18 protein-coding genes are annotated in these 20,747 nt (G+C 44.0%); 17 read left to right on the plus strand and 1 reads right to left on the minus strand.

What is annotated here, in order from left to right:
* Positions 1-174: 174 nt before the first annotated feature.
* The 17 genes from CA600_RS15350 to CA600_RS15430 all read left to right on the plus strand — a co-directional run bounded on the left by CA600_RS15350 (position 175) and on the right by CA600_RS15430 (position 20,238).
* Positions 175-432: a DUF1146 family protein gene (locus CA600_RS15350; RefSeq protein ID WP_094871142.1), complete on the plus strand. Its 258-nt coding sequence runs from the start codon at positions 175-177 to the stop codon at positions 430-432.
* A gap of 200 nt (positions 433-632) precedes the next feature.
* Positions 633-2,009 (plus strand): UDP-N-acetylglucosamine 1-carboxyvinyltransferase, encoded by a 1,377-nt coding sequence (gene murA / locus CA600_RS15355; protein ID WP_094871177.1) that lies wholly within the window; start codon positions 633-635, stop codon positions 2,007-2,009.
* Positions 2,010-2,244: 235 nt separating this feature from the next.
* Complete coding sequence (gene spoIID / locus CA600_RS15360) at positions 2,245-3,396, plus strand: stage II sporulation protein D (protein ID WP_094871144.1); 1,152 nt, start codon at positions 2,245-2,247, stop codon at positions 3,394-3,396.
* A 61-nt stretch (positions 3,397-3,457) separates the two neighbouring features.
* Positions 3,458-4,198: a M23 family metallopeptidase gene (locus CA600_RS15365; protein ID WP_094871146.1), complete on the plus strand. Its 741-nt coding sequence runs from the start codon at positions 3,458-3,460 to the stop codon at positions 4,196-4,198.
* Between the two features lie 273 nt (positions 4,199-4,471).
* Entirely contained in the window at positions 4,472-4,759 is a 288-nt protein-coding gene (gene spoIIID, locus CA600_RS15370) for a sporulation transcriptional regulator SpoIIID (protein WP_019915029.1), read from the plus strand.
* Between the two features lie 128 nt (positions 4,760-4,887).
* Complete coding sequence (locus tag CA600_RS15375) at positions 4,888-5,886, plus strand: rod shape-determining protein (RefSeq protein WP_094871147.1); 999 nt, start codon at positions 4,888-4,890, stop codon at positions 5,884-5,886.
* Between the two features lie 47 nt (positions 5,887-5,933).
* The gene (locus CA600_RS15380) at positions 5,934-6,812 is read left to right on the plus strand and encodes a flagellar hook-basal body protein (RefSeq protein WP_094871149.1); all 879 of its coding nucleotides are present in this window, start codon (positions 5,934-5,936) and stop codon (positions 6,810-6,812) included.
* A gap of 52 nt (positions 6,813-6,864) precedes the next feature.
* Positions 6,865-7,686, plus strand: a complete 822-nt coding sequence (locus CA600_RS15385) for a flagellar hook-basal body protein (protein ID WP_094871151.1) — start codon at positions 6,865-6,867, stop codon at positions 7,684-7,686.
* 10 nt (positions 7,687-7,696) lie between these two features.
* Positions 7,697-7,933, plus strand: a complete 237-nt coding sequence (locus tag CA600_RS15390; protein WP_094871153.1) for a DNA-directed RNA polymerase subunit beta — start codon at positions 7,697-7,699, stop codon at positions 7,931-7,933.
* 257 nt (positions 7,934-8,190) lie between these two features.
* Entirely contained in the window at positions 8,191-8,613 is a 423-nt protein-coding gene (fabZ, locus tag CA600_RS15395; RefSeq protein WP_042192447.1) for a 3-hydroxyacyl-ACP dehydratase FabZ, read from the plus strand.
* 46 nt (positions 8,614-8,659) lie between these two features.
* Positions 8,660-10,381 (plus strand): phospho-sugar mutase, encoded by a 1,722-nt coding sequence (locus tag CA600_RS15400; RefSeq protein ID WP_094871155.1) that lies wholly within the window; start codon positions 8,660-8,662, stop codon positions 10,379-10,381.
* 133 nt (positions 10,382-10,514) lie between these two features.
* A complete protein-coding gene (locus CA600_RS15405) occupies positions 10,515-12,551 on the plus strand; it encodes a DUF5693 family protein (RefSeq protein ID WP_094871157.1) in 2,037 nt (678 codons plus the stop codon).
* The gene (gene csaB, locus CA600_RS15410) at positions 12,527-13,666 is read left to right on the plus strand and encodes a polysaccharide pyruvyl transferase CsaB (protein ID WP_094871159.1); all 1,140 of its coding nucleotides are present in this window, start codon (positions 12,527-12,529) and stop codon (positions 13,664-13,666) included. Before CA600_RS15405 ends, csaB begins: the two co-directional genes overlap by 25 nt.
* A 6-nt stretch (positions 13,667-13,672) precedes the next feature.
* Positions 13,673-14,428 (plus strand): WecB/TagA/CpsF family glycosyltransferase, encoded by a 756-nt coding sequence (locus CA600_RS15415; protein WP_256989868.1) that lies wholly within the window; start codon positions 13,673-13,675, stop codon positions 14,426-14,428.
* A 116-nt stretch (positions 14,429-14,544) separates the two neighbouring features.
* Positions 14,545-15,672: a glycosyltransferase family 4 protein gene (locus CA600_RS15420; RefSeq protein WP_042131352.1), complete on the plus strand. Its 1,128-nt coding sequence runs from the start codon at positions 14,545-14,547 to the stop codon at positions 15,670-15,672.
* A gap of 159 nt (positions 15,673-15,831) precedes the next feature.
* Complete coding sequence (locus tag CA600_RS15425) at positions 15,832-19,740, plus strand: S-layer homology domain-containing protein (RefSeq protein ID WP_094871161.1); 3,909 nt, start codon at positions 15,832-15,834, stop codon at positions 19,738-19,740.
* A 156-nt stretch (positions 19,741-19,896) separates the two neighbouring features.
* Positions 19,897-20,238 carry a hypothetical protein gene (locus CA600_RS15430; protein ID WP_042131350.1) on the plus strand — a complete coding sequence of 114 codons (342 nt, stop codon included), beginning with the start codon at positions 19,897-19,899 and terminating at the stop codon, positions 20,236-20,238.
* On the opposite strand, the gene CA600_RS15435 is transcribed toward CA600_RS15430, so the two are convergent.
* On the minus strand, positions 20,222-20,401 hold the full coding sequence (locus CA600_RS15435; RefSeq protein ID WP_094871162.1) for a hypothetical protein: 180 nt from the start codon (positions 20,399-20,401) through the stop codon (positions 20,222-20,224). The genes CA600_RS15430 and CA600_RS15435 overlap by 17 nt on opposite strands.
* Positions 20,402-20,747: the final 346 nt, after the last annotated feature.

Below are 20,747 nucleotides of genomic sequence, written 5' to 3' on the forward strand. Positions count from 1 at the left end.
GCTTGACTGCTTTTTTTGTTATAGTAATCTATGTAGTAAAGGTTAAGATTTCTTCATTTTTTTGGATAATGGCATTGAATTGTTTAAAAATTTGTAAAAGTACTGGATTCTTTTGCCCTACGCAAGTATGATATAAGAGTCGATTTCCGAGTAATACGAACACGGAGGGTTAACATGGGGGATATATTGTCCAATGGATGGTCTAGTGCCGCTGGGACCAGCAGCATGATCTCAATGATTGTTTCTTTGCTCAGTGTTGTATTATCTTGGTGGGCATTGCAGAACCTTAAGCTGGATTTGGTCATAAGATATCCCAAGAGTCCTCAAGGAAGGCTGCTGCACTTGCTTCTGGCTATTGTACTTGGTCATTTTGTTGCAGGATTCTTTCTGGATTACCTTAGCTGGAGTGGGATGATCCGCTATATGTTTTAGGAATATGTAGTTTGGTTATAAGTGTCATAGGTCGCAATGGTCAAAAAGTGTCGAATAATAAGGTTTTATTATGTCAACACTGAACTTTAAGGAACATGCCCGGCTGAATGGGCATATCGATGGAGTATGCGAATTTTTTTGCAATTACTTTTAATCTAAAAAATAATTTAAGAAATAATGGACGCGGAGGGAAACCGAAAATGAGCAAATTTATCGTCCGCGGTGGCAACAGATTGACCGGGAGCGTGAAAGTTAGCGGCGCAAAAAATTCCGTATTACCGATCATAGCCGCCTCTCTATTGGCAGAAGAAGGAGTAAGCGTCATTGTGGACGCACCTCCGCTTGATGATGTAATGACGATATCAAAAATGTTGGAATCTCTGGGTGCAGGGGTTACATATCAAAACGATATTATCCAGGTGGATGCTACAAACATCACTTCCTGTGAAGCACCTTATGAATGGGTACGGAAAATGCGGGCATCTTTTCTAGTCATGGGCCCTCTGTTATCACGGCTTGGTCATACAAGAATTTCTTTGCCTGGCGGCTGCGCCATTGGCACACGACCGATTGATCAGCATTTGAAAGGATTTGAAGCGCTTGGTGCGGAGATTAGTCTCGGCCAGGGCTACATTGAAGCGAAAAGTAACGGTCGCCTGCGCGGAGCCAAAGTGTATTTGGATGTAGCTAGCGTGGGTGCGACCGAAAATATAATGATGGCAGCGGCACTCGCCGAAGGCGTGACCGTGATTGAGAATGCGGCTAAGGAGCCTGAAATTGTCGACCTGGCCAATTATTTGAATGGTATGGGCGGAATCGTTCGCGGTGCGGGTACAGGTGTTATCCGTATTGAAGGCGTAGAACGTCTGCATGGTGTTAAACATCATGTGATTCCTGACCGTATTGAAGCTGGTACCTATATGGCTGCCGCAGCAATTACAGGTGGGGACGTATATGTGGAAGGCGCAATCGCGGATCACTTGGGACCTGTTATTGCTAAGATGGAAGAGATGGGTGTGACCATTATTCCTGATGAAAATGGAGTTCGTGTCATTAGTGACAAGCCACTTAAAGCTGTTGATTTGAAGACTTTGCCGTATCCAGGCTTTCCAACGGATATGCAGTCACAAATGATGGCATTATTGCTGCGCTCTGAAGGCACTAGTGTCGTTACAGAGACTGTATTCGAGAACCGGTTCATGCATGTGGATGAATTCCACAACATGAATGCTGAGATTAAGATTGAAGGTCGCTCAGCAATCGTTACAGGTAATGCGCAATTGGTCGGAGCTAAAGTTTGTGCTACGGATTTACGTGCGGGAGCTGCGCTTATTTTGGCAGGTCTTGTTGCTGAAGGCACTACTGAGGTAAGCGGAACTCATCATATTGACCGCGGATACGTACATTTGGCTGAGAAGCTGTCCGGACTAGGTGCGGAAATTTGGCGCATCTCCATGGAAGACACAGCCGTGCAAACAGTGAAAGATGAAACTCTTAAACCAGAAGTAGCCAAGAGCGAATCAAGCAAAAGCGAAGAGGTTAAACCTCGCTTTCAGGTTCAAGCAACTTGGGTATAATATCAGTCATTAGATGAGAACAGGCTGCAGTGATGCGGCCTGTTCTTTTTTATATTATTAGAAAGTAAATTTGAATCCTCATCTAATGGGGATTTTTTTTGTTTGTAATTTTTTAACGCGGGGCATAGTGATAGATACGAGAAGGGGACTCTCTTTCTCTCAAATATTGTTCTAGTAGTTGCTGTAAATTCATATCTATAAGAATCAACAGTGACTCACGGAAGGAGCCATAGAGATGAAAGATTTCCGCTACTTGCGACGTAACAAGTCAACGCGCTGGCACTCGCGTCCCCTTGCTTCCCGGCTCAGGCGCCTCGGTCCCGTCGCCTGGCTCGCAGCGCCTATTCTGGCGGCGCTGCTGATTCCACTGGTGGTTGTCCCGCTGCACCGGGGACAACCGGCGCCTCCGGCTTTGCCGGTGGTAACGGCCTCACCAGCCGCACCAGCGGGGCCGGAGGCAGCTGCGCAGGAAGCGCCGCAGCCGAAGGTCTCTGTCTATTTGTCGCGTAGCGGACAAATAGAGACGTTGCCGCTGGAGGAATACGTCAGCGGCGTGCTTGCGGCCGAGATGCCGGCCAGCTTTGAGCTTGAAGCGCTCAAAGCGCAGGCCGTAGCGGCCCGCACCTTTATCCTTCGCCGCCTGCTGGCTGGCGACAGAAGCGGCGTCCCCGTTCCGGGGGCGGATGTAACAGATACGGTAAGCCATCAGGCTTACGTATCTAAGGATACGCTGGAACGGAAGTGGAAGCTCGGCGGAAGAAGCGCCGACCTCGCAAAGCTTCAGCGCGCGGTTCTTGAGACGCGCGGTGTCATTATGACCTATAAAGGGCAGCCGATTACGGCCTCCTTTTTCGCCTCCAGTGGAGGATATACCGAGAACTCGGAAGAATACTGGAATGCAGCGATCCCCTATCTGCGCAGTGTAACTAGTCCTTGGGAGAAAGAGATTACCCCGAACTATGCGGTGACATCTACATTCACCATCTCGGAAATACTTACTAGACTTGGATTAAACGACAGAGTAATCCCTGCATCAAAAGGTACTACCCAATCAGGCATGACAAAGAATATCTCTACTTCCTCTGAATTGCCGGTAGAAGTCTTGTCTCTCACCACTGGACATAGGGTTAAGCAAATCTCTATTGGAGGTACTATTTTTACTGGAAGAGAAGTGCGAGAGAAGCTAGGGTTACGTTCCAGCCAATTTAGTTGGGGGCGAAAAGGGAACAAAATCTATATAACTACTTTCGGAAATGGGCATGGTGTGGGAATGAGCCAGTGGGGAGCAAATGGGATGGCGAAGGAAGGCGGAACGGCTACTCAAATTCTCAAACACTATTACAGTGGTATCTCTTTTACGCAAATCTCAACTCTTCTGAAAAAATAACTTGAAAGATACGTATAAAAGATAGAAGCCCGGTAACACTGGTTACTGAGGTGATAACCATATGAATGAACAAGACAAAAACAAAACAAACCATGATGAATCTCTCAAAAAATCGCAGGGAGATTTAGGTGCTAAACCTTCTTCATGGAGCAAGATGTTATCTAAACGTTGGGTGTTCCCAGCAGTCTACACGGCGGCAGCGGCAATTATACTAACTTTGGTGTGGGTCTATCAGGATGCCGGCCAAAAACCGCTTAAACAGGACACCGCCGCCACATCACAGCAAGTAGGAGCTTCGACCAATGAAGCTGGTACTGCAAACAGTAATCCAGATGCCCTTGAAGTTCTTGCTTCAGCGGAAAGCCTGGTTTGGCCAGTAGCCAATCCAGGTGAAGTAGAAGTAGTCAAACCGTATTATGATGAAAATGGTACAGAGGACAATCACGTTGCCGCAATGGTGCAGTATAACGACAAATTTATTCCTAATGTCGGTATCGATCTTGCCCGTGAAGACAACAATACGTTCGACGTTAAAGCAGCGCTTAGCGGTGAAGTTACTAGAGTGGAAGATGTTGCAGTGTTAGGTAAGGTCATTGAGATTACCCATCAAGGTAACATGAAGACCGTGTACCAAAGTCTTGGTGACACAAAAGTGAAACAAGGCGATGTTGTGAAGCAAGGAGATACGCTTGCAACCGCAGGTCGTAGTGAAATCGAGAAGGATCTTGGCAATCATGTACACTTTGAAGTGTACAAGGATGGCAAAGTAGTTAATCCATCAGAGTTACTGCCAGGACGATAAGAAAATTTATAACAGGGGGCCTTCGCCCCCTGTTTTTGTGTGTAAATAAGGCTCTTCGTAAGCAGTATGCTTATAAAGAGCCTTATTTTTCTATGAGAAACGGTTTATGTCTTTAAAGGACTAACGACGTTCCGTCATGCGAATAACAAGGCTTCTTGGGTTGTCCATTAAATAAAATGAGCCCTCGGAGGCTTGTCATGTCTTGAAAGCGCGAATATATAAGCCCGCCCCTCATATAATGTACCAAACTATCCACAGTTGGGAGGCGGGAGCGTGCACGATTACATCAAGGAACGTACGATCAAAATCGGACGCTGCATCGTGGAAACCAGGCATACGGTCCGGACCATAGCCAAGGAATTTGGCGTTTCAAAGAGCACGGTGCACAAAGACTTGACGGAGCGTCTGCCAGAGATCAACCCTGATCTGGCCGATCAGGTGAAGCACATTCTTGAATATCACAAATCCATCCGACATCTTCGGGGGGGAGAAGCCACAAAAATTAAATATAAAAAAACGACGGGGAAAAAACGTGAGGTTGCTGTAGCATCAAAGCCATGAGATTTTCGGAAATTTAAGGAAATATTAAGCTTTAAAACATTGTGTAGTTCCCCTAAAGTATGTTATTTTTAAATTTAGTACTAACTGCTGTTTTTCAATTAAAATAACACTTTGGGGGCTCTTTCATTATGTTTAGCAAGGATATCGGAATCGACCTCGGCACGGCCAATGTGCTCATACATGTTAAGGGAAGGGGAGTCGTTCTGGATGAACCTTCCGTGGTCACACTTGAAAGTGATACGAAGAGAGTCCTTGCGGTGGGAGAACAGGCACGTCGCATGGTTGGACGTACACCCGGAAATATAACAACGATCCGTCCTTTACGGGATGGTGTCATTGCAGATTTTGAAGTCACGGAAATGATGCTGAAGTATTTTATTGACCGTGTTGGCGGTCGTACCTGGTATTCACGGCCTCGCATTCTGATATGCGCCCCTACAAATATTACATCTGTGGAACAAAAGTCCATTCGGGAAGCGGCAGAACGTAGCGGGGCTAAGGAAGTATTTATGGAAGAAGAGCCAAAGGCCGCTGCGATTGGAGCGGGAATGGACATTTATCAGCCAAGTGGAAACATGGTCGTCGATATCGGTGGCGGAACGACGGATGTAGCCGTACTTTCAATGGGCGACGTCGTTACCGCTTCTTCGATTAAAGTCGCTGGAGACAAGTTCGATGATGCCATTTTAAGATATATTAAACAAAAGTATAAATTGTTGATCGGTGAACGGACAGCAGAGGATATTAAGGTTACTATTGGTACGGTTCGACCTGGTTTGATGAAATCCGAAATGGACATTCGTGGCCGGGACATGGTAAGCGGACTTCCCCAGACGCTCACTATTACGGCGGGAGAGGTAAAGGAAGCATTATGGGATCCGGTTTCATCCATTGTGGCTGCAGCTAAATCGGTACTGGAGCGTACACCACCAGAATTGTCTGCGGACATCATTGACCGGGGTGTGGTTCTCACTGGTGGAGGTGCTTTGCTTAACGGATTGGACGAGCTACTCTCAGAAGAATTACATGTACCTGTCTGGGTAGCGGAAGACCCTATGCACTGTGTGGTAAAAGGAACAGGAATTATGCTGGACAATTTGGACAAGGTCGTAAAGAAAAAGTTCTAAGCAGCCGATATAAATGGTAGCATTAGATTCGGAAGGAGACTACCTTCATGATAAGAGGATTATATACGGCCGCCGCAGGTATGGTTGCGCAGCAACGTAGACACGATACGGCAACACAGAACATCGCTAACTTAAATACAACGGGATATAAGCAGGTTGATAGTGTTAATCATGCTTTTCCGGATGTCTTGATCTCAGCTATGAGTAATGGCACCACTACACCGGTTGGGCGCCTTAATACAGGGGTTTTTGCAGAACAGTCGATTTCCCAATATTTACAGGGTGATTTAAGGGAGAGCGGCAAATCTATGGATTTTGCTTTATCTACGGATTTGCAAGTCGCCGACCCTGTGACGGGTCAGAATATAGCTTTTGATGGTTCAGGGAAATATGTAAGTCCTGAGGGTGAGGTTATTTACCGTCCGCAGGCTTTCTTTACTGTGCAGGATACTGATGGCAATAACCTATTTACCCGAAATGGAAGCTTCTCAGTAAATGCAGCTACGGGAGAAGTGTTGAGCAGTGGAGGCTTCAAGGTTCTTGATTCCACTGGCAAACCTCTCGTCTTGACAGGAAATCAGGACACCCTTAAAGTGGACGGGCAGGGCAATGTATTAAATCCAGAAACAGGACTTCCGACAGGGACCAAAATTGGTGTGAGTGTAGTTACAAAGCCGCAGGAGCTTGTGCGTGATGGTAAGGGTGTGTTTCATGCTGATGATATAGCGGCAGCGGACATTCGTTACTCCAATGCAACTGATAACTTACAGGTGCGTCAAGGATATTTAGAGGGCTCCAATGTTGACCCTACTCAGGTAACTGTAGATTTGAATGCCGCATATAGGGCTTATGAAGCGAACCAAAAGATCGTTCAATACTATGATAGCAGCTTGCAGAAGGCTGTAACTGAAATTGGCAGGGTATAGGCACTGCTTATGAAATGAGCTTTACAGGTAAAGCTTATAGGAGGTTTGATCTATGAATAACTCAACGATTAGTGCAGCAGTCTCCATGTCCAGCCTTCAGCAGCGGCTTGATATTATAGCGGATAACCTAGCCAATATGGATACAAATGGTTATAAGAGCAAGAAGGGCTCCTTTGAGGATGTGCTTACTCGTGTGCAGCAGCAATCGGATGACTATGATCAGCCGGGTCGCGCTACACCCTTAGGCTTTAATATTGGATTTGGGACATATGTGCCTTCGATTACGACTAATTGGGAAGAAGGCCCCCTTAAAGAAACGGGTAATCCAACCGATTTGGCACTTCAGGGTAATGGGCTGTTTGGCGTTCAGGTCAATGGAACTACAGCTTATACAAGACAAGGCGACTTTCACTTTACGCCTGACACTACCGATGCAACGAAGATGGTTCTTGTAGATAATACGGGGAATCCGGTACTGAATACAACAGGTAATCCTTTAACGGTCCCTGTGGGCGTGAATGCAGCTATTGATGAATCCGGTCGTGTATTAACGAAACAGTCAGAGAATGGACCTGTTCGGGTAGCAGGTACTATAATGATTGTAGAACCTAAGACACAGAATGCTTTAAAGGCAGTGGACGGGAATTTCTATATGCTTGCCGATGGAGTTACAGCACAGCAGGCTTTTGTACAAAGAGCGGCAGGTGAGGCGTCTGGAATTGGAGTACGCTCAGGGTGGCTGGAGCAGTCAAATGTCGATATGACCACAGAAATGACAGAAATGATGCAGATTCAACGTACGTATCAACTCGCAGCTCGGGCGCTTTCTTCCAGTGATCAGATGCTAGGTCTGGCCAATAACATGCGCGGGTAGAGGTGAAGGAATGGAACGTCAGAAAAAGGTGAAGTCGGAAGACAAACCAGAAGACAAGAAAGAGCCGAAGCGGCGAGGATTATCAAAATGGACACTTATCCAGTGGATTCTTATTCCTTTGCTTCTCGTAGTTGCACTTGGAGGCGGGCTGGTCGTCGGTTACGTTGTCCTTGGCAAAAAAGAGTTTAGCGATGTTCTACAATGGAGCACATGGAGACATGTCTATGATTTGGTTTTTGCTCCATAATTTAAAAGGATAACGACTCCCTTCTTGCTTAAGGGAGTTTTCTTTTTTATACGGATAAATGTATAATGGTGGGGGGCTGCGGGCAGCAAAAAGGGCCCTCTCCGCCATGCTATCGCATCTGGTGGAGAAAACCCCTTATCTCAACCTCCACTTCTGCAGGTGGTGAAGGATAATATAGTTTTTACCGAAGCTGCCTAAATTTATGCATTTCGGCGAAGAATAATATGAAGTAACATCCGAAAGGAGTTTTATTTATAATGCTGGATATCAATCAAATTCAAGAAATCATCCCCCATCGGCCTCCATTTCTGCTGGTGGACAAAATCACTGAGATCGAAATGGGTAAACGAGCAGTCGGCATTAAAAATGTAACGATCAACGAGCCTTTCTTCGCAGGTCATTTTCCGGGTTATCCGGTAATGCCGGGCGTACTGATTACAGAAGCTCTTGCACAAGTGGGTGCAGTTGCTATTCTGGGGGTGGAAGCGAATCGCGGTCGGATTGGCTTTTTAGCCGGGCTTGATGGATTCCGTTTCCGTGGTCAAGTCGTACCGGGAGACACCCTCACTCTTGAAGTAGAGATTACTCGCCTTAAGGGCAGTATTGGAAAAGGACAGGCTACTGCGTCGGTTGAGGGGAAAGTTGTTGCCTCTGGGGAAATTATGTTTGCTCTGAGCTAATATTACTTTGAATTATTTATTATACATGGAGAAGGAGAGATTCTAAATGACTCAATTAAGCCCGAAAGCGGCAGAAACCTTATCACGCTGGCTGGAGAACGCCTCCGTTGATGAATCTACGAAGGCGGAGCTGCGCGCGCTGGAGAACGAGCCACAGGAGCTAGAGGAACGATTTTATAGAGATCTAGAATTCGGTACAGGTGGTCTACGTGGTGTAATTGGTGCGGGTAGTAATCGTATCAACCGTTATACGGTAGGTAGAGCTACGCAAGGTTTCGCTAAATATATTCTGGAGACGCATACTGGAGAGGGAAGACCTTCTGTTGTTATCGCTCATGACTCTCGTCGTTTCTCGCCTGAATTCACACTTGAGGCTGCTCTTGTACTGGCTGCTAATGGCATTGAGGCTCATTTATTCACTTCTCTGCGCTCAACACCACAATTATCGTTCAGCGTGCGGCATTTGAAGGCAACGGGCGGTATTGTCATTACTGCAAGTCATAATCCGCCTGAATATAACGGGTATAAGGTTTATAATTCTGAAGGTGGACAGCTTGTCCCTGACGAAGCCGAAAAGGTCATTTCTTACATATTAGGGGTTGACACTTTTGATGGTGTGAAACGGATTTCCCAAGAAGAAGCAGAGCGTCAAGGCCTGCTGCACTGGCTGGGTGAGAAGGATGACGAAGCGTTTACCGATACGGTCGCTGCGGTTAGTCTTGCAAGTGAAGAGATCGCCTCTACGCTTGGAAAAGACTTCAAAATCGTATACACCCCGCTACATGGTACTGGTAACCTGCCAGTCCGCCAAGTGCTTGAGAAAATTGGTTTCACACAGGTGCATGTTGTGCCTGAGCAAGAACAACCAGATTCCGAATTTTCCACTGTAAAATCACCGAACCCGGAAGAACGCGAAGCCTTTACACTGGCTATGAGGCTGGGCGAGGAGTTGAATGCAGACATCTTAATTGGCACAGATCCCGATGCAGACCGTATGGGGGCAGTGGTTCGTGACAATGAAGGTAAATTTGTTGTTTTGTCGGGCAACCAATCTGGAGCTTTGATGATTCATTATTATTTGAGCCGTTTACAGGAACAAGGTAAGTTGCCTAGCAATGGTGCAGTTGTGAAGACTATCGTGACGAGCGAGATGGGGGCTGCTGTAGCCTCTCATTATGGTGCAACTGTATTTAATACGCTAACAGGCTTCAAATATATTGGTGAAAAAATGACTCAATTCGAACAATCCGGAGATTACACATATCTTTTCGGTTATGAAGAAAGCTATGGTTATCTTGCAGGTAACTATGCCCGTGATAAGGACGCCGTTCTTGCGGCTATGTTGGTCGCTGAAGCAGGTGCTTATTACAAAGCTCAAGGCAAAACATTATATGATGTCCTTCAGGAATTGTATGAGCAGTTCGGGTACTTCTTGGAAAGCCTGGAGTCTCGTACATTGAAAGGTAAGGATGGCGTTGCGCAAATTCAAGGCATCATGAATGATTGGCGTACAAATGCACCACAAGAAATTGCGGGATCTGCCGTTACAGAGGTGCTGGATTATTCGCTAGGCTTGAATGGTCTGCCGAAGGAAAATGTACTAAAGTATTTGCTGGCTGACGGTTCGTGGTTCTGCCTGCGTCCTTCAGGTACCGAGCCAAAGATTAAAGTTTATTTTGCGGTTGTGGGTGAATCCTTGCAGAATGCTAAAGACAAGGTAGCTACACTATCCAAGCTGGTTATGGCCCGCGTTGACGGGGAACAATAAAATAAGAATATAGATCGCATTCTATATTTTGAAATTATATTTTTAACGTAGAAACGGGTACCGTCTCTAAAGGATGACGATCCGTTTCTACTTTTGTAAAAAGAGTTTTGAAGTGAAAGAGGAGGTACTTTTGGTGCAGCAAAAATGGCAACGTTGGAATATTTCTTCCCGGAAGTGGCTGTGGATCATAGTTGTGGTTGGCGTTTTAGCTGCCTTGCCAGTTGTCTATGACCGTCTGCAGACGGAGAAGTCTTCCAAGACAGTGGAATTTGTATTTGATTACCGGGATTTAGTTGAAGTAGCAAGCTATCGTGCAAATCCGCAGGATTATATTTCCGAACAGTTAGATCGTCTAAAAGATGCTGGTGTTCAGAGTATGGCGATTTACGAAAGCACGCTGGAAGATTATCGTAAGGCACGTCGTCTCATGATGTGGGGAGCGGCTGATATCGCTAATCTTACGGATACAATTATTCCGGTGAATGAGAACTATACTTATATTCTTTTTACTAATCCTGATTACTACCAGGCCCTGGCGCCTGTCATTAAAGAGGCATTCGGTAATCTTGGGATTACTTCGAAGGAATGGAGTTTCCGCGGACAACAAGGTCTTATTATTGAGACTCCAATAGAAGATGCTACACTGAAGCCACTTCAGCCAGATCCATTTACACTGGAGATGTTGCATGACAAAGGATTTACCATTGTGCCGCGTCTGGTGGATTCTCTGACTTATAATAAAGCGACCGTTAAGAAGCTGTTAGATCGTTATGAAGAATTGGGTGTGAAACGAATCCTATTCGAGGGAGAGTCCGTTAAAGGGTTTAATGATGATGCCGATACGGCTAGTATCACTGACTTTGCAAATCTCCTCAAAGAACGTGGAATCGGGATTGCAGCGATTGAGAATATTAAGAAGCAGCAGAAGGGCTTTAACAAGCTTGCTTATTTGCTGGACTATAACGTAACACGGTTGTATTCCCTTAGCGAAGGGGACTCTGCCTTAGATCCAAAAGTGATCTCAGATCGTTTCGCTTTGGCAACAAAAGATCGCAATATTCGCATGATTTATTTAAATACAATTCCTTCACGGAATACAGCAAAGGCACAGATTACAGATACGCTAGACAACCTTGTCACCAGTCTGAGTGAACCTGGAGGCGCCGTTGAACAGATCAAAGATAATGGCTTTAAACTAGGACAAGCTACGGCATTTGAGGTTGTAGATTCGTCTTATCAACGTTACTTCAAGCTTGTTGCGGTAGTTGGTGCAGTCTCTTTAGTAGCGCTGCTGATTTCTTACTTTATTCCATGGCTTACGATTCCTGCATGGGTACTTGGATTACTGGGAAGTGCAGGACTGCTGGTCTTGAAACCAGAAATGTTTGAGCAGGGGCTGGCACTAGCAGCAGCGATAAGTGCGCCGACTCTTGCTGTTGTACTGGCCATTCGTAAGGTCAATGAAATGGGGCCTCCTCTACGGAGCAATAACCTTACCTATAAGGCTATGAGCCCGCAACGTCGGTTCACACATAGTCTGGTGCTTTATCTGAAGACTTCATTAATTTCTTTGAGCGCCGTGCCATTTGTGATCGCACTGCTCAACAACATAACTTATAGTCTAGTGCTGGACCAGTTCCGTGGTGTTAGTCTGCTTCATATGGCACCTATCGGCCTTGTGGCACTATATGTACTTTTGTATCGTGGGGAATTTGTGTTCAACAAGACGGGCAAGCTGCTGCGGACACCTATTACACTAGCTTGGGTTATTGCCGCTGCAGTTCTTGGAGTAGTGGGTATGTATTATTTGAGCCGAACCGGAAATGGGGGCAACGTAACACCTTTAGAGATGGCCTTCCGTACATTCCTTGAGAATACAGTCGGCGTCCGGCCACGTAATAAAGAATTTTTACTAGCTCATCCACTCTTAATTCTGGGTGCATTCTTAGCCTTTAGATACCGGAGTGCAGCGTTTATCATGATTATTGCCGTAATTGGTCAGCTCTCCATGGTGGATACCTTTGCACATATTCATTCACCAGTTCTGATCTCGCTAGTTCGTGGACTGTTAGGTCTTGGACTCGGACTGATCATTGGTGTAATTGCCGTAATCGTATGGCAGATTGCAGAAGGGTGTTGGAAACGATGGTCGCCACTCCTAAAAAGATAGTTATCTCTGGTTTCTATGGTTTTCGTAACAGTGGAGATGAGGCGGTATTGCAGTCTATTCTAATTGCACTGCAGAAACAGTCTCAAGCTTTGGGTATATCCATTGAGCCTATAGTACTATCCATTGATCCTGAGTGGACAACTGCGACCTATGGAGTCAAATCCGTGCACCGGATGAAGCTTGTTGAAGTCCGTCAAGCGATTTATGAGAGCGAGGGTCTGATTAGTGGCGGGGGTAGCTTGTTACAGGATGTAACAGGTAGCAAGAGTATTCCGTACTATTTAGGGATTATCAAACTTGCTCAATGGATGGGGAGACCCACCTTTATCTATGCTCAAGGCATTGGGCCAGTGAATCGCAAACTTTTTTACCCTTTTATCAAATCAGTGTTTCGTAAATGTACCTATATATCTGTGCGGGATGAACAATCCCGCGAGCTTCTTCTATCTATGGGACTAGAACAGAAGAACGTAGAAGTTGTTCCCGATCCGGTTATGGGCTTGTCTCTACCGGAGGAAGACCCTGATGCTGCTGTACAATCTTCGGCATCAGCAGACTCGCTTCCGGTGATCGGGATATCAGTACGTTTTTGGGAGCAAGATCGCAGAGAACTGGATACTCTTGCGCAAGGCCTGATTAAGGCCAACCGTGAGATTCCATTGCATTTGCGATTCCTCCCTTTTCACACTCCTTCGGATAATGAGGCTTCACGTTATGTGATGGAGAAGCTGAAAGGAAGTATAACCGAGCAGGGTGGGCAGGTTAGTATTTGTGAGGATGCTATTCACCCGCAGCAAATGTTACGGGAAGTGGGACAATGTGATGTTTTAATCGGAATGCGACTTCATAGCTTGATTTATGCGGCTGGAAGACGTGTTCCGCTGATAGGTATTTCTTATGATCCGAAGATCGATCATTTTCTGAAGAGAATCCAGTGCCATCCTGTTGGAGCGACAAACACACTAGATGCTGAACATGTTGCTAACGAGATTGTCCATCTTTTGAACACCGCAAAGAAATGGAGAACCGAACGGGATGAGGTCATCACCAAGTTGATTCAAGCAGCAGAGGCACCAGCTCGGCAAATTGTAGAATATTTTCACCATAAAGGATGATCTAAAGTGAAAGCAGACAGCGCGGTACCTACAGTTCCTATTTTTGGGATTAGAGTCTCGAAAGTGGATATGGCAGCTACAGTTGCTTATTTGACGGAGGCTGTTCAGACCCGTATCCCGCATCAAGTGATTACAGCCAATCCAATTATGGTTATGGCTGCACTGGAAGAGCCAGCTTATATGGATATTATGAAATCGGCTGAATTGGTTGTCCCCGATGGGACAGGAGTTGTCTGGGCTTCTAATTATTGTAATGAACCGGTAACCGAACGGGTAGCAGGTTATGATCTGTTACATGAATTGATGCGACAGGGTGAAAGATATAGCTGGAAGGTATATCTTCTAGGTTCTACGCCTGAGGTGATTCGGGAAACCGCTGAAAGGTTACAATTGCAATATCCGGGTGTTATCATTGCAGGATATCATGACGGTTATTTTGGTTCGGATGCGGACGAAGAGGTTATCGCTGAAATTGTTAATACTAACCCTGACTTATTATTTGTGGCCAGAGGTGCAGATAGTCAGGAACCTTGGATTGCTAAATATAAGTCCAAACTTGGCGTTCCGATCATGATGGGGGTCGGTGGCAGCTTTGACGTGATCTCTGGGAAGAGCAAAAGAGCGCCAATAGCGTTCCAAAAAATGAGAATTGAATGGTTGTACCGTCTCCTAAAAGAACCTACACGGTACAAACGAATGCTTGCACTGCCGAAATTCGCATTAAAAGTGGTGCGTGAGAAAGATAAAGTAACAAAAGTCTAGCAAAATGCCGATATTCACCTAGAAAATGAGATAAATAGCCTAAATAAAGGATTGGAATTTGTTTTTGTAACAGCGTATAATTCAATGCGGTAGAGAAATGGGGGTCGACTGATCAAATGTTAATCATATACATCGCTGGATTTATCGTATGCATGGGACTCGCACTTGGCCTCACACCTTTGGTGAAGAAATTCGCCATCAAGATTGGTGCAACAGATGTGCCGAATGCTCGTAAAGTGCACACGAAAATTATGCCCCGCCTTGGCGGATTAGCTATTTTTCTAGCGTTTGTGTTAGGCCTGCTTGCCGTATTGCCGATTATTCCATACGAGTTCACTCCGCGGGAGGTCAACTTCATCAAAGCGCTGCTATGTGGTGGCGGACTGATTGTACTTATCGGGGCACTTGATGACCGGTTCGAATTATCAGCAAAAGTGAAGCTACTGGGCCAAATTATCGCAGCCTGTATCGTTGTTTTCGGCTTTGGTATTACTGTAGATTTTGTGAATATTCCATTTAACAATACGTATTCCTCACTGGAGAGTTGGATTGCTATCCCGCTTACGATTTTCTGGATTGTCGGTGTTACCAATGCCGTTAATCTGATCGACGGGCTGGACGGGCTTGCGGCTGGTGTATCAGGAATTGCAATTGCTACGATTGCGGCAATGGCTTTTGTGATGGGAAACACCATGGTGGCAATGCTGTGTCTGTTGCTTCTGGGTAGCATCATCGGGTTCCTGTTCTTTAACTTCCATCCTGCTAAGATTTTCATGGGAGATACGGGTTCGCTGTTCTTAGGCTTTTGCTTGGCATTACTTGCTTTGTTAGGATTTAAACAGATCGCTGTAGTTTCGTTTATTACACCTTTGCTTATTATCGGTGTACCTTTGTCGGACACGTTCTTTGCGATCGTGCGCCGTAAGCTGCAGAAGAAACCAATCTTTGCACCAGATAAAGGTCACTTGCATCACTGTCTACGCGAGCTTGGCTTTAGCCACCGCCAAACTGTACTCATTATTTATGGTATTGCTGCATTTTTCGGTATTTTAGCTGTTATTCAATCATCCGCAGCTCTTTATGAAGCAAACTGGGTTACATTCGTGGTTATCTGCATCATGCTCTTCTTCTTGCAGATCGGTGCTGAAATCACAGGTTTGATTGGTAAGACTAAACGTCCACTGATTGATTTCTTTTTAAGAATGCGCATGAAGGCTGATCCGGAAAGAGGCTCTAAGTCTTAAGCGACTAAGCAATTATTCTAAAATTTTCTAAACTTAACAAAACTCATCCGATTTCGGATGAGTTTTTTGTTGTTTTCCCTAAAAATATCGCTACTTATGACCGATAAAGAACAAAGTGAAGGTTTACGAGAACTTATACTCAAAGGAGAGATATAACACATGCAACGCTTTAAGAGACCGTTCGTTTGGCTGATGCTGGCGGCTTTGATCGTTTCTATGTTCCCAGGTAAATACACGCCGATAGCGGCAGCGGCTACCACGAGCTCTACGACTTTCTTCAGTCCGGATGATCTCACATTACGTAATACTGTTTTGTTGAAGCAGGACGTTGTGCCAACAACAGATAATCAAAACCCAGAGGGGTTAATTAGTCGTTCTAGTGTCTACAAAATAAGTAATCCTACCTTTTCGATTACAGGGACTTACTCACAGGTAACTTCATCTACAATGAAGGTTACTGTTGAGCAGTTGACTCAGGATAGCTCATCTAAAAAATGGGTAACGGATTCGACTCGATTGACTACGGGAACAGTTACAACAGATAACAATAGTCCGGACAATCGCTTCGTAGCGTCTGGTCTTGTTTTGTATACAGGCTTTAATAAGATTACTTTCTCTGGAATGCAAGGTAATCTCCAACGCTCAGAATCTTTCTATGTGCTTTATGATCAAGTTCCTTACGTAACCGAATTAAAAGTATTGGGTGGACCTTCTGCACTTAATTTAAATGAAGGAACACAAGTAGTTGTGCCGGTATCTACAGTTACTCTCCAAGGTAAAGTAGCGAATGCAACGAAAGTTAGTGTCTCCGTGAATGGCGGAACAGCTCTGCAAACCTCCTTATTGGAAGACGGAACATTTTTTACACCTGCTTTGAATTTGAATCCGGGATTAAGTACTCTTAAAATCGTAATTCAAAATGCTTCGGATTCAATAACCATTGACAGATCGGTTTATTTCTTTGATAAGGATCAACCGTTTGCTTCTTTGAACATCAATCATAATTCAGTCGACTATAATATTCTAAATGACAAAGTACCGACATTAACTGCTGACCTGACACCTAGTGTTGCAGGTTTTACAGGACAAATATTGGTGCCTTATAATGTAGCTCCATTCAAAACAAGTGCTGTACTAACTCTTAACAAAGGTACTACCAGTACTGAAAAAGTTGTTACGATAAAAAACGTGGATGAGGAATTAACTATTCCTGGTCCTGATGGCGTTACTCCAACGTACAAATTGGTTAAATTTACGACTAACACAAATCTAGATATTCTCCCAGGTGTAAATGACTTTAAGCTATCCGTTGATTATGGTACCCACAGTAGTTCTCATATCTATTCTTATAAATTCTTAAAAGATGAGACTGTTATAACAGAAATGTACTATCTCCCTGGATATACAGGTTCAGGAGCTCTTACTAATATCTCTAAATTGCCTTTAAATGGTCAACAATTAGAAAGTGATACCTTTTATATTTTAGCAAAAACAAATAAATCAACTTCAGCTATTTTAACTGCTAACTATTTACCTTTGAGTAATAAACCGTTAAGTATACCTCCTGTTCCAGAAGCGGTTACCGGTACAAACGAATACGTTTATAAAATAACGGGTTTCTCTAACGGTCAGCAGAAAGTACAGTTCCGATATACAGGATCAGAGTCTTATTATAATGCTGATATTTCATATGTATCTAAAAATTATATTTACGTAAGCAACTTGCAGGATGGACAAACCTATGAATTCGATTCAAGTGCCAATAATAGACTAACTGTAGCCGGCGAATATATTGGATTTGAGAATATCACAAACGCACAAGTGCAGATTAATGGTATTGATAGTCAATCATTACCTGAAAAACCTAAGTTTGAAGTATCAATGACAAAACCAGATTTCAATTTCGACTTAAAAATCAGTCAGACAGGGCCTCTTGTGTATGGTGAGAATAAAATCGTATTCACAGGAGTCTCACTAGATAATGCTGGGAATCAGCGGATTATTAAAAAAGAATTGAAGATTTATATTATTGATACCAATACTTCTGGTATAAAACAATTCCACCCTACTTTGGGAGATAATCGTCTACCTTTTACAAGAACAACGCTTTCTAATGAAGTTGAGCGTAATGCCATTCTGGCATTGCCAGCAGAAATTGTATATAAGGATGAAAAATATACAACGAGCAAAGATAAATTCGACTTGGTGCTACAAGGTAGCGGTGCTACGACGCTGAATCTGTATCAAGGTTCTACGTTGGTCTTTTCTTCGACGGGTCAAGATAAGCTGCTTACAGACATTGAACAGGAACCTATTGGGCCAAAACGTTACCCTGATGAGTTGGCTGCAAATGGCCTGTACTATGAGTACATCGGAAGCGCTAAGAACTTTATCTTACGATTACGTGACATTAAATTTGATGCTCCAGGAAGTCAAGTTTATACCCTTGAGCTTATTAATAAGACTGGGGCAAGAACTACACAGCGTCTTGAGGTAGTACGTGAAGTAGCTCCATATCGTCTTCTCTCACCTGTACCAACGGTAGGTAAACAAATTGTTGTTAACAAGAACTTTGTTCGTTTTGATATTGAGGCAGAAGGCGCTACCAAAGTAATAATTGGTAAGGATGAAGCCAAAAAACGTACGGATTTTCCGAATTCAGATCGTTTTACCTATGATTATGTAGGTTTGAAGGCAGACAAATCCACGCCAATTAAGATACAAATCGTACGTGCTAACTCTACAATTAGCGATACTATAGATGTCTATTATGCCAGTGCGGTACAGATCGATACACAGTATATGGCAGAGAAGGTAGCTACGAAGTATAGTGTTTTCAATAAAGCTCTGGAATTGAATTTCCCTAAAGGGACTATTATGAAGGGATTTACGAGCTCTGGTGCTGCGAAATATTATCCTAATACAAAATTATTGTTTGGTATTGCTGACCCCGCTGACGGTGTCGTTGAACGAAAGAATGATTACGGGAATATAATTAACGTCACTGGTAGCGATGACAGAACAGAAGGTGGGGGAGGCCAACTTGTGATCCCGCAGGATCTCGCTTTGCGCTTTACATCAACCGTCTCTACAAATAATTTTTCAAGAGTATCTGATATCTACTGGCTCAGTGGTGGTCTAGGAGAAGATGGTGTTAATATTGAAACCAATGGCGTTACTCCGCATTTTGTGGACGCTAGCGGGAAGACGGGGTATTTTACGCAGTACAGTCAAACTCGTAAAATTGTACCTTCTCAACGCGGTGAATTGACGCTTACTTTTAACTCCAGCATTGTGGATGAAGTGGGGTCGACAATAACAGTATTCCGCTATACCGATGCTGGGAAATGGGAAAACATAGGTGGAGAAGTTGATACGAAGAAGCACACCATCACAGTTCCATTTGATGAGTTTGGTTATTACACTGTTATGAAGCTACGTCGTGGTTTTGTTGATATTACAAATCACCCCTGGGGTAGAAATATTATGAATGGATTGTATTCGAAAGGGTTCATGACTAATCTTCGTGCAGATGCATTTGGCGCAGATGATTTAACAACACGTGGCGAATTCGCTACATTACTGGTGAAATCTCTGAGTATTCCTTTAAACTATGATGCCAATAAGCAAACATTCTTCGATATTGTCCCACAAGCGGTTTCGGCTACCTGGGATTTCAAACATATTGAGACTGCTGCTAGGGCGGGTATTGTTACAGGACTAAGTGATGGCTTCTTTGGACCTGACCAAGCTTTAACACGTGAACAAGCGGCAGTAATGATCGCTAGGGCGCTGAAGTTGAAGATGTCTTTGAATGACAATAAACTCTTGGCAACCTTAAGTAAATCGTTTGTTGATACAAGTAATATGGATTTCTATTCACGCCCTGCCATTGAGGCTGTGTCTAAAGCTAAGATTATGGAAGGAAGCGCCGTGACGGTTACAGGACAGAAGAAACCTGTATATAACTTTAATCCAAAGGGTAAATTGACTAGAGCGGAGGCTGGAAAGATTACAGTTGCACTTTTGCAAAAGAGTACAAGCATCTTCCCGAAGAACTTTAACTAAAGCAAATAAAATGTTCACCGGCCTGCGAAAAAATATTCGCAGACCGGTGTTTTAATGTAATGAGAGCAATTACCAAAGACATATATTTTGTATTCTTCTTAGATTTACGTTACAATAACGTAGAAAATATTATTTTCTGAAAGGTGAAAGCCAACCATGAAACCGATTTTAGCAAAAGCACAGTTGGATTACATGAAAGCCAAGAATATGTTTGAGAATAGAGCAAAAGTGTTGGAGAAGGAAATCGCGGCTAAAAGGGCACTACAGGAAATTACACAAGAGGTCATGGAGGAGCTTGTGCAGGCTACAGGATTCCATGATTCATACAACGAGCTTGTTGTGGCTGAGAATGCCCTTATCGAATGGTCTCATACTACAATTAAGCATGAAAAGAGCTACCGCGAGAATCGCGCAGCTATTGATGCAATGTACGACAATGTAAACTCAAGTCCTGAAAAGCGTCAGGAATTGATCCAGTTATCTATGAAGATTCGTTAAACCCTACTGTAATAGAAGCAAGCGCCGGCAAACGGCGCTTTTTTGTTGCGTTCAGCATGATGCTATCTATAAAGCGGATCTCCGGATGGTGACGGTAAGTAGTAGCTATCAGCTTACGAATCATCAAAGCATTGAACCAGGAGGCGAACCGAAAAAAGAACATGTTTGATCGAACCTATAAGCGAAGGTTTTTAGGTTATAGCTTTAAGAGCTGTAGGTCAGAAGGGGAGCTGCCATATAAACAACCTATGGTGAATGTGAGAAATCAGGTCTTTCAGACCCTTTATACTCAAATTTTGTAGGAATGTTTAAATAAATGGCACTAGTGTTAATGATACTTAGTAAATATTGCATAATGACGTTTTGAAAACGACTATGGTATACTATTTTCCGTGGCAACCCAAGATTAACAATAGTTAGTAGAACATACATATGTATCTTCTATTGGGATTGTACCGGGAAACAAAAAAAGAAAAGTTTTTTTGAAAAACCGCAACTTTTCCAAATCT

This window comes from Paenibacillus sp. VTT E-133280 (assembly GCF_002264385.1).
In the GTDB taxonomy this organism is placed as follows: Bacteria; Bacillota; Bacilli; order Paenibacillales; family Paenibacillaceae; genus Paenibacillus_AQ; species Paenibacillus_AQ nitricinens.

Bases quoted from the DNA above. Each gene is read 5' to 3' on its own strand.
- CA600_RS15350 (WP_094871142.1), top strand. From the start codon at position 175: ATGGGGGATATATTGTCCAATGGATGGTCTAGTGCCGCTGGGACCAGC.
- murA (WP_094871177.1), top strand. From the start codon at position 633: ATGAGCAAATTTATCGTCCGCGGTGGCAACAGATTGACCGGGAGCGTG.
- spoIID (WP_094871144.1), top strand. From the start codon at position 2,245: ATGAAAGATTTCCGCTACTTGCGACGTAACAAGTCAACGCGCTGGCAC.
- CA600_RS15365 (WP_094871146.1), top strand. From the start codon at position 3,458: ATGAATGAACAAGACAAAAACAAAACAAACCATGATGAATCTCTCAAA.
- CA600_RS15375 (WP_094871147.1), top strand. From the start codon at position 4,888: ATGTTTAGCAAGGATATCGGAATCGACCTCGGCACGGCCAATGTGCTC.
- CA600_RS15380 (WP_094871149.1), top strand. From the start codon at position 5,934: ATGATAAGAGGATTATATACGGCCGCCGCAGGTATGGTTGCGCAGCAA.
- CA600_RS15385 (WP_094871151.1), top strand. From the start codon at position 6,865: ATGAATAACTCAACGATTAGTGCAGCAGTCTCCATGTCCAGCCTTCAG.
- CA600_RS15390 (WP_094871153.1), top strand. From the start codon at position 7,697: ATGGAACGTCAGAAAAAGGTGAAGTCGGAAGACAAACCAGAAGACAAG.
- fabZ (WP_042192447.1), top strand. From the start codon at position 8,191: ATGCTGGATATCAATCAAATTCAAGAAATCATCCCCCATCGGCCTCCA.
- CA600_RS15400 (WP_094871155.1), top strand. From the start codon at position 8,660: ATGACTCAATTAAGCCCGAAAGCGGCAGAAACCTTATCACGCTGGCTG.
- csaB (WP_094871159.1), top strand. From the start codon at position 12,527: ATGGTCGCCACTCCTAAAAAGATAGTTATCTCTGGTTTCTATGGTTTT.
- CA600_RS15420 (WP_042131352.1), top strand. From the start codon at position 14,545: ATGTTAATCATATACATCGCTGGATTTATCGTATGCATGGGACTCGCA.
- CA600_RS15425 (WP_094871161.1), top strand. From the start codon at position 15,832: ATGCAACGCTTTAAGAGACCGTTCGTTTGGCTGATGCTGGCGGCTTTG.
- CA600_RS15430 (WP_042131350.1), top strand. From the start codon at position 19,897: ATGAAACCGATTTTAGCAAAAGCACAGTTGGATTACATGAAAGCCAAG.
- CA600_RS15435 (WP_094871162.1), bottom strand. From the start codon at position 20,401: ATGTTCTTTTTTCGGTTCGCCTCCTGGTTCAATGCTTTGATGATTCGT.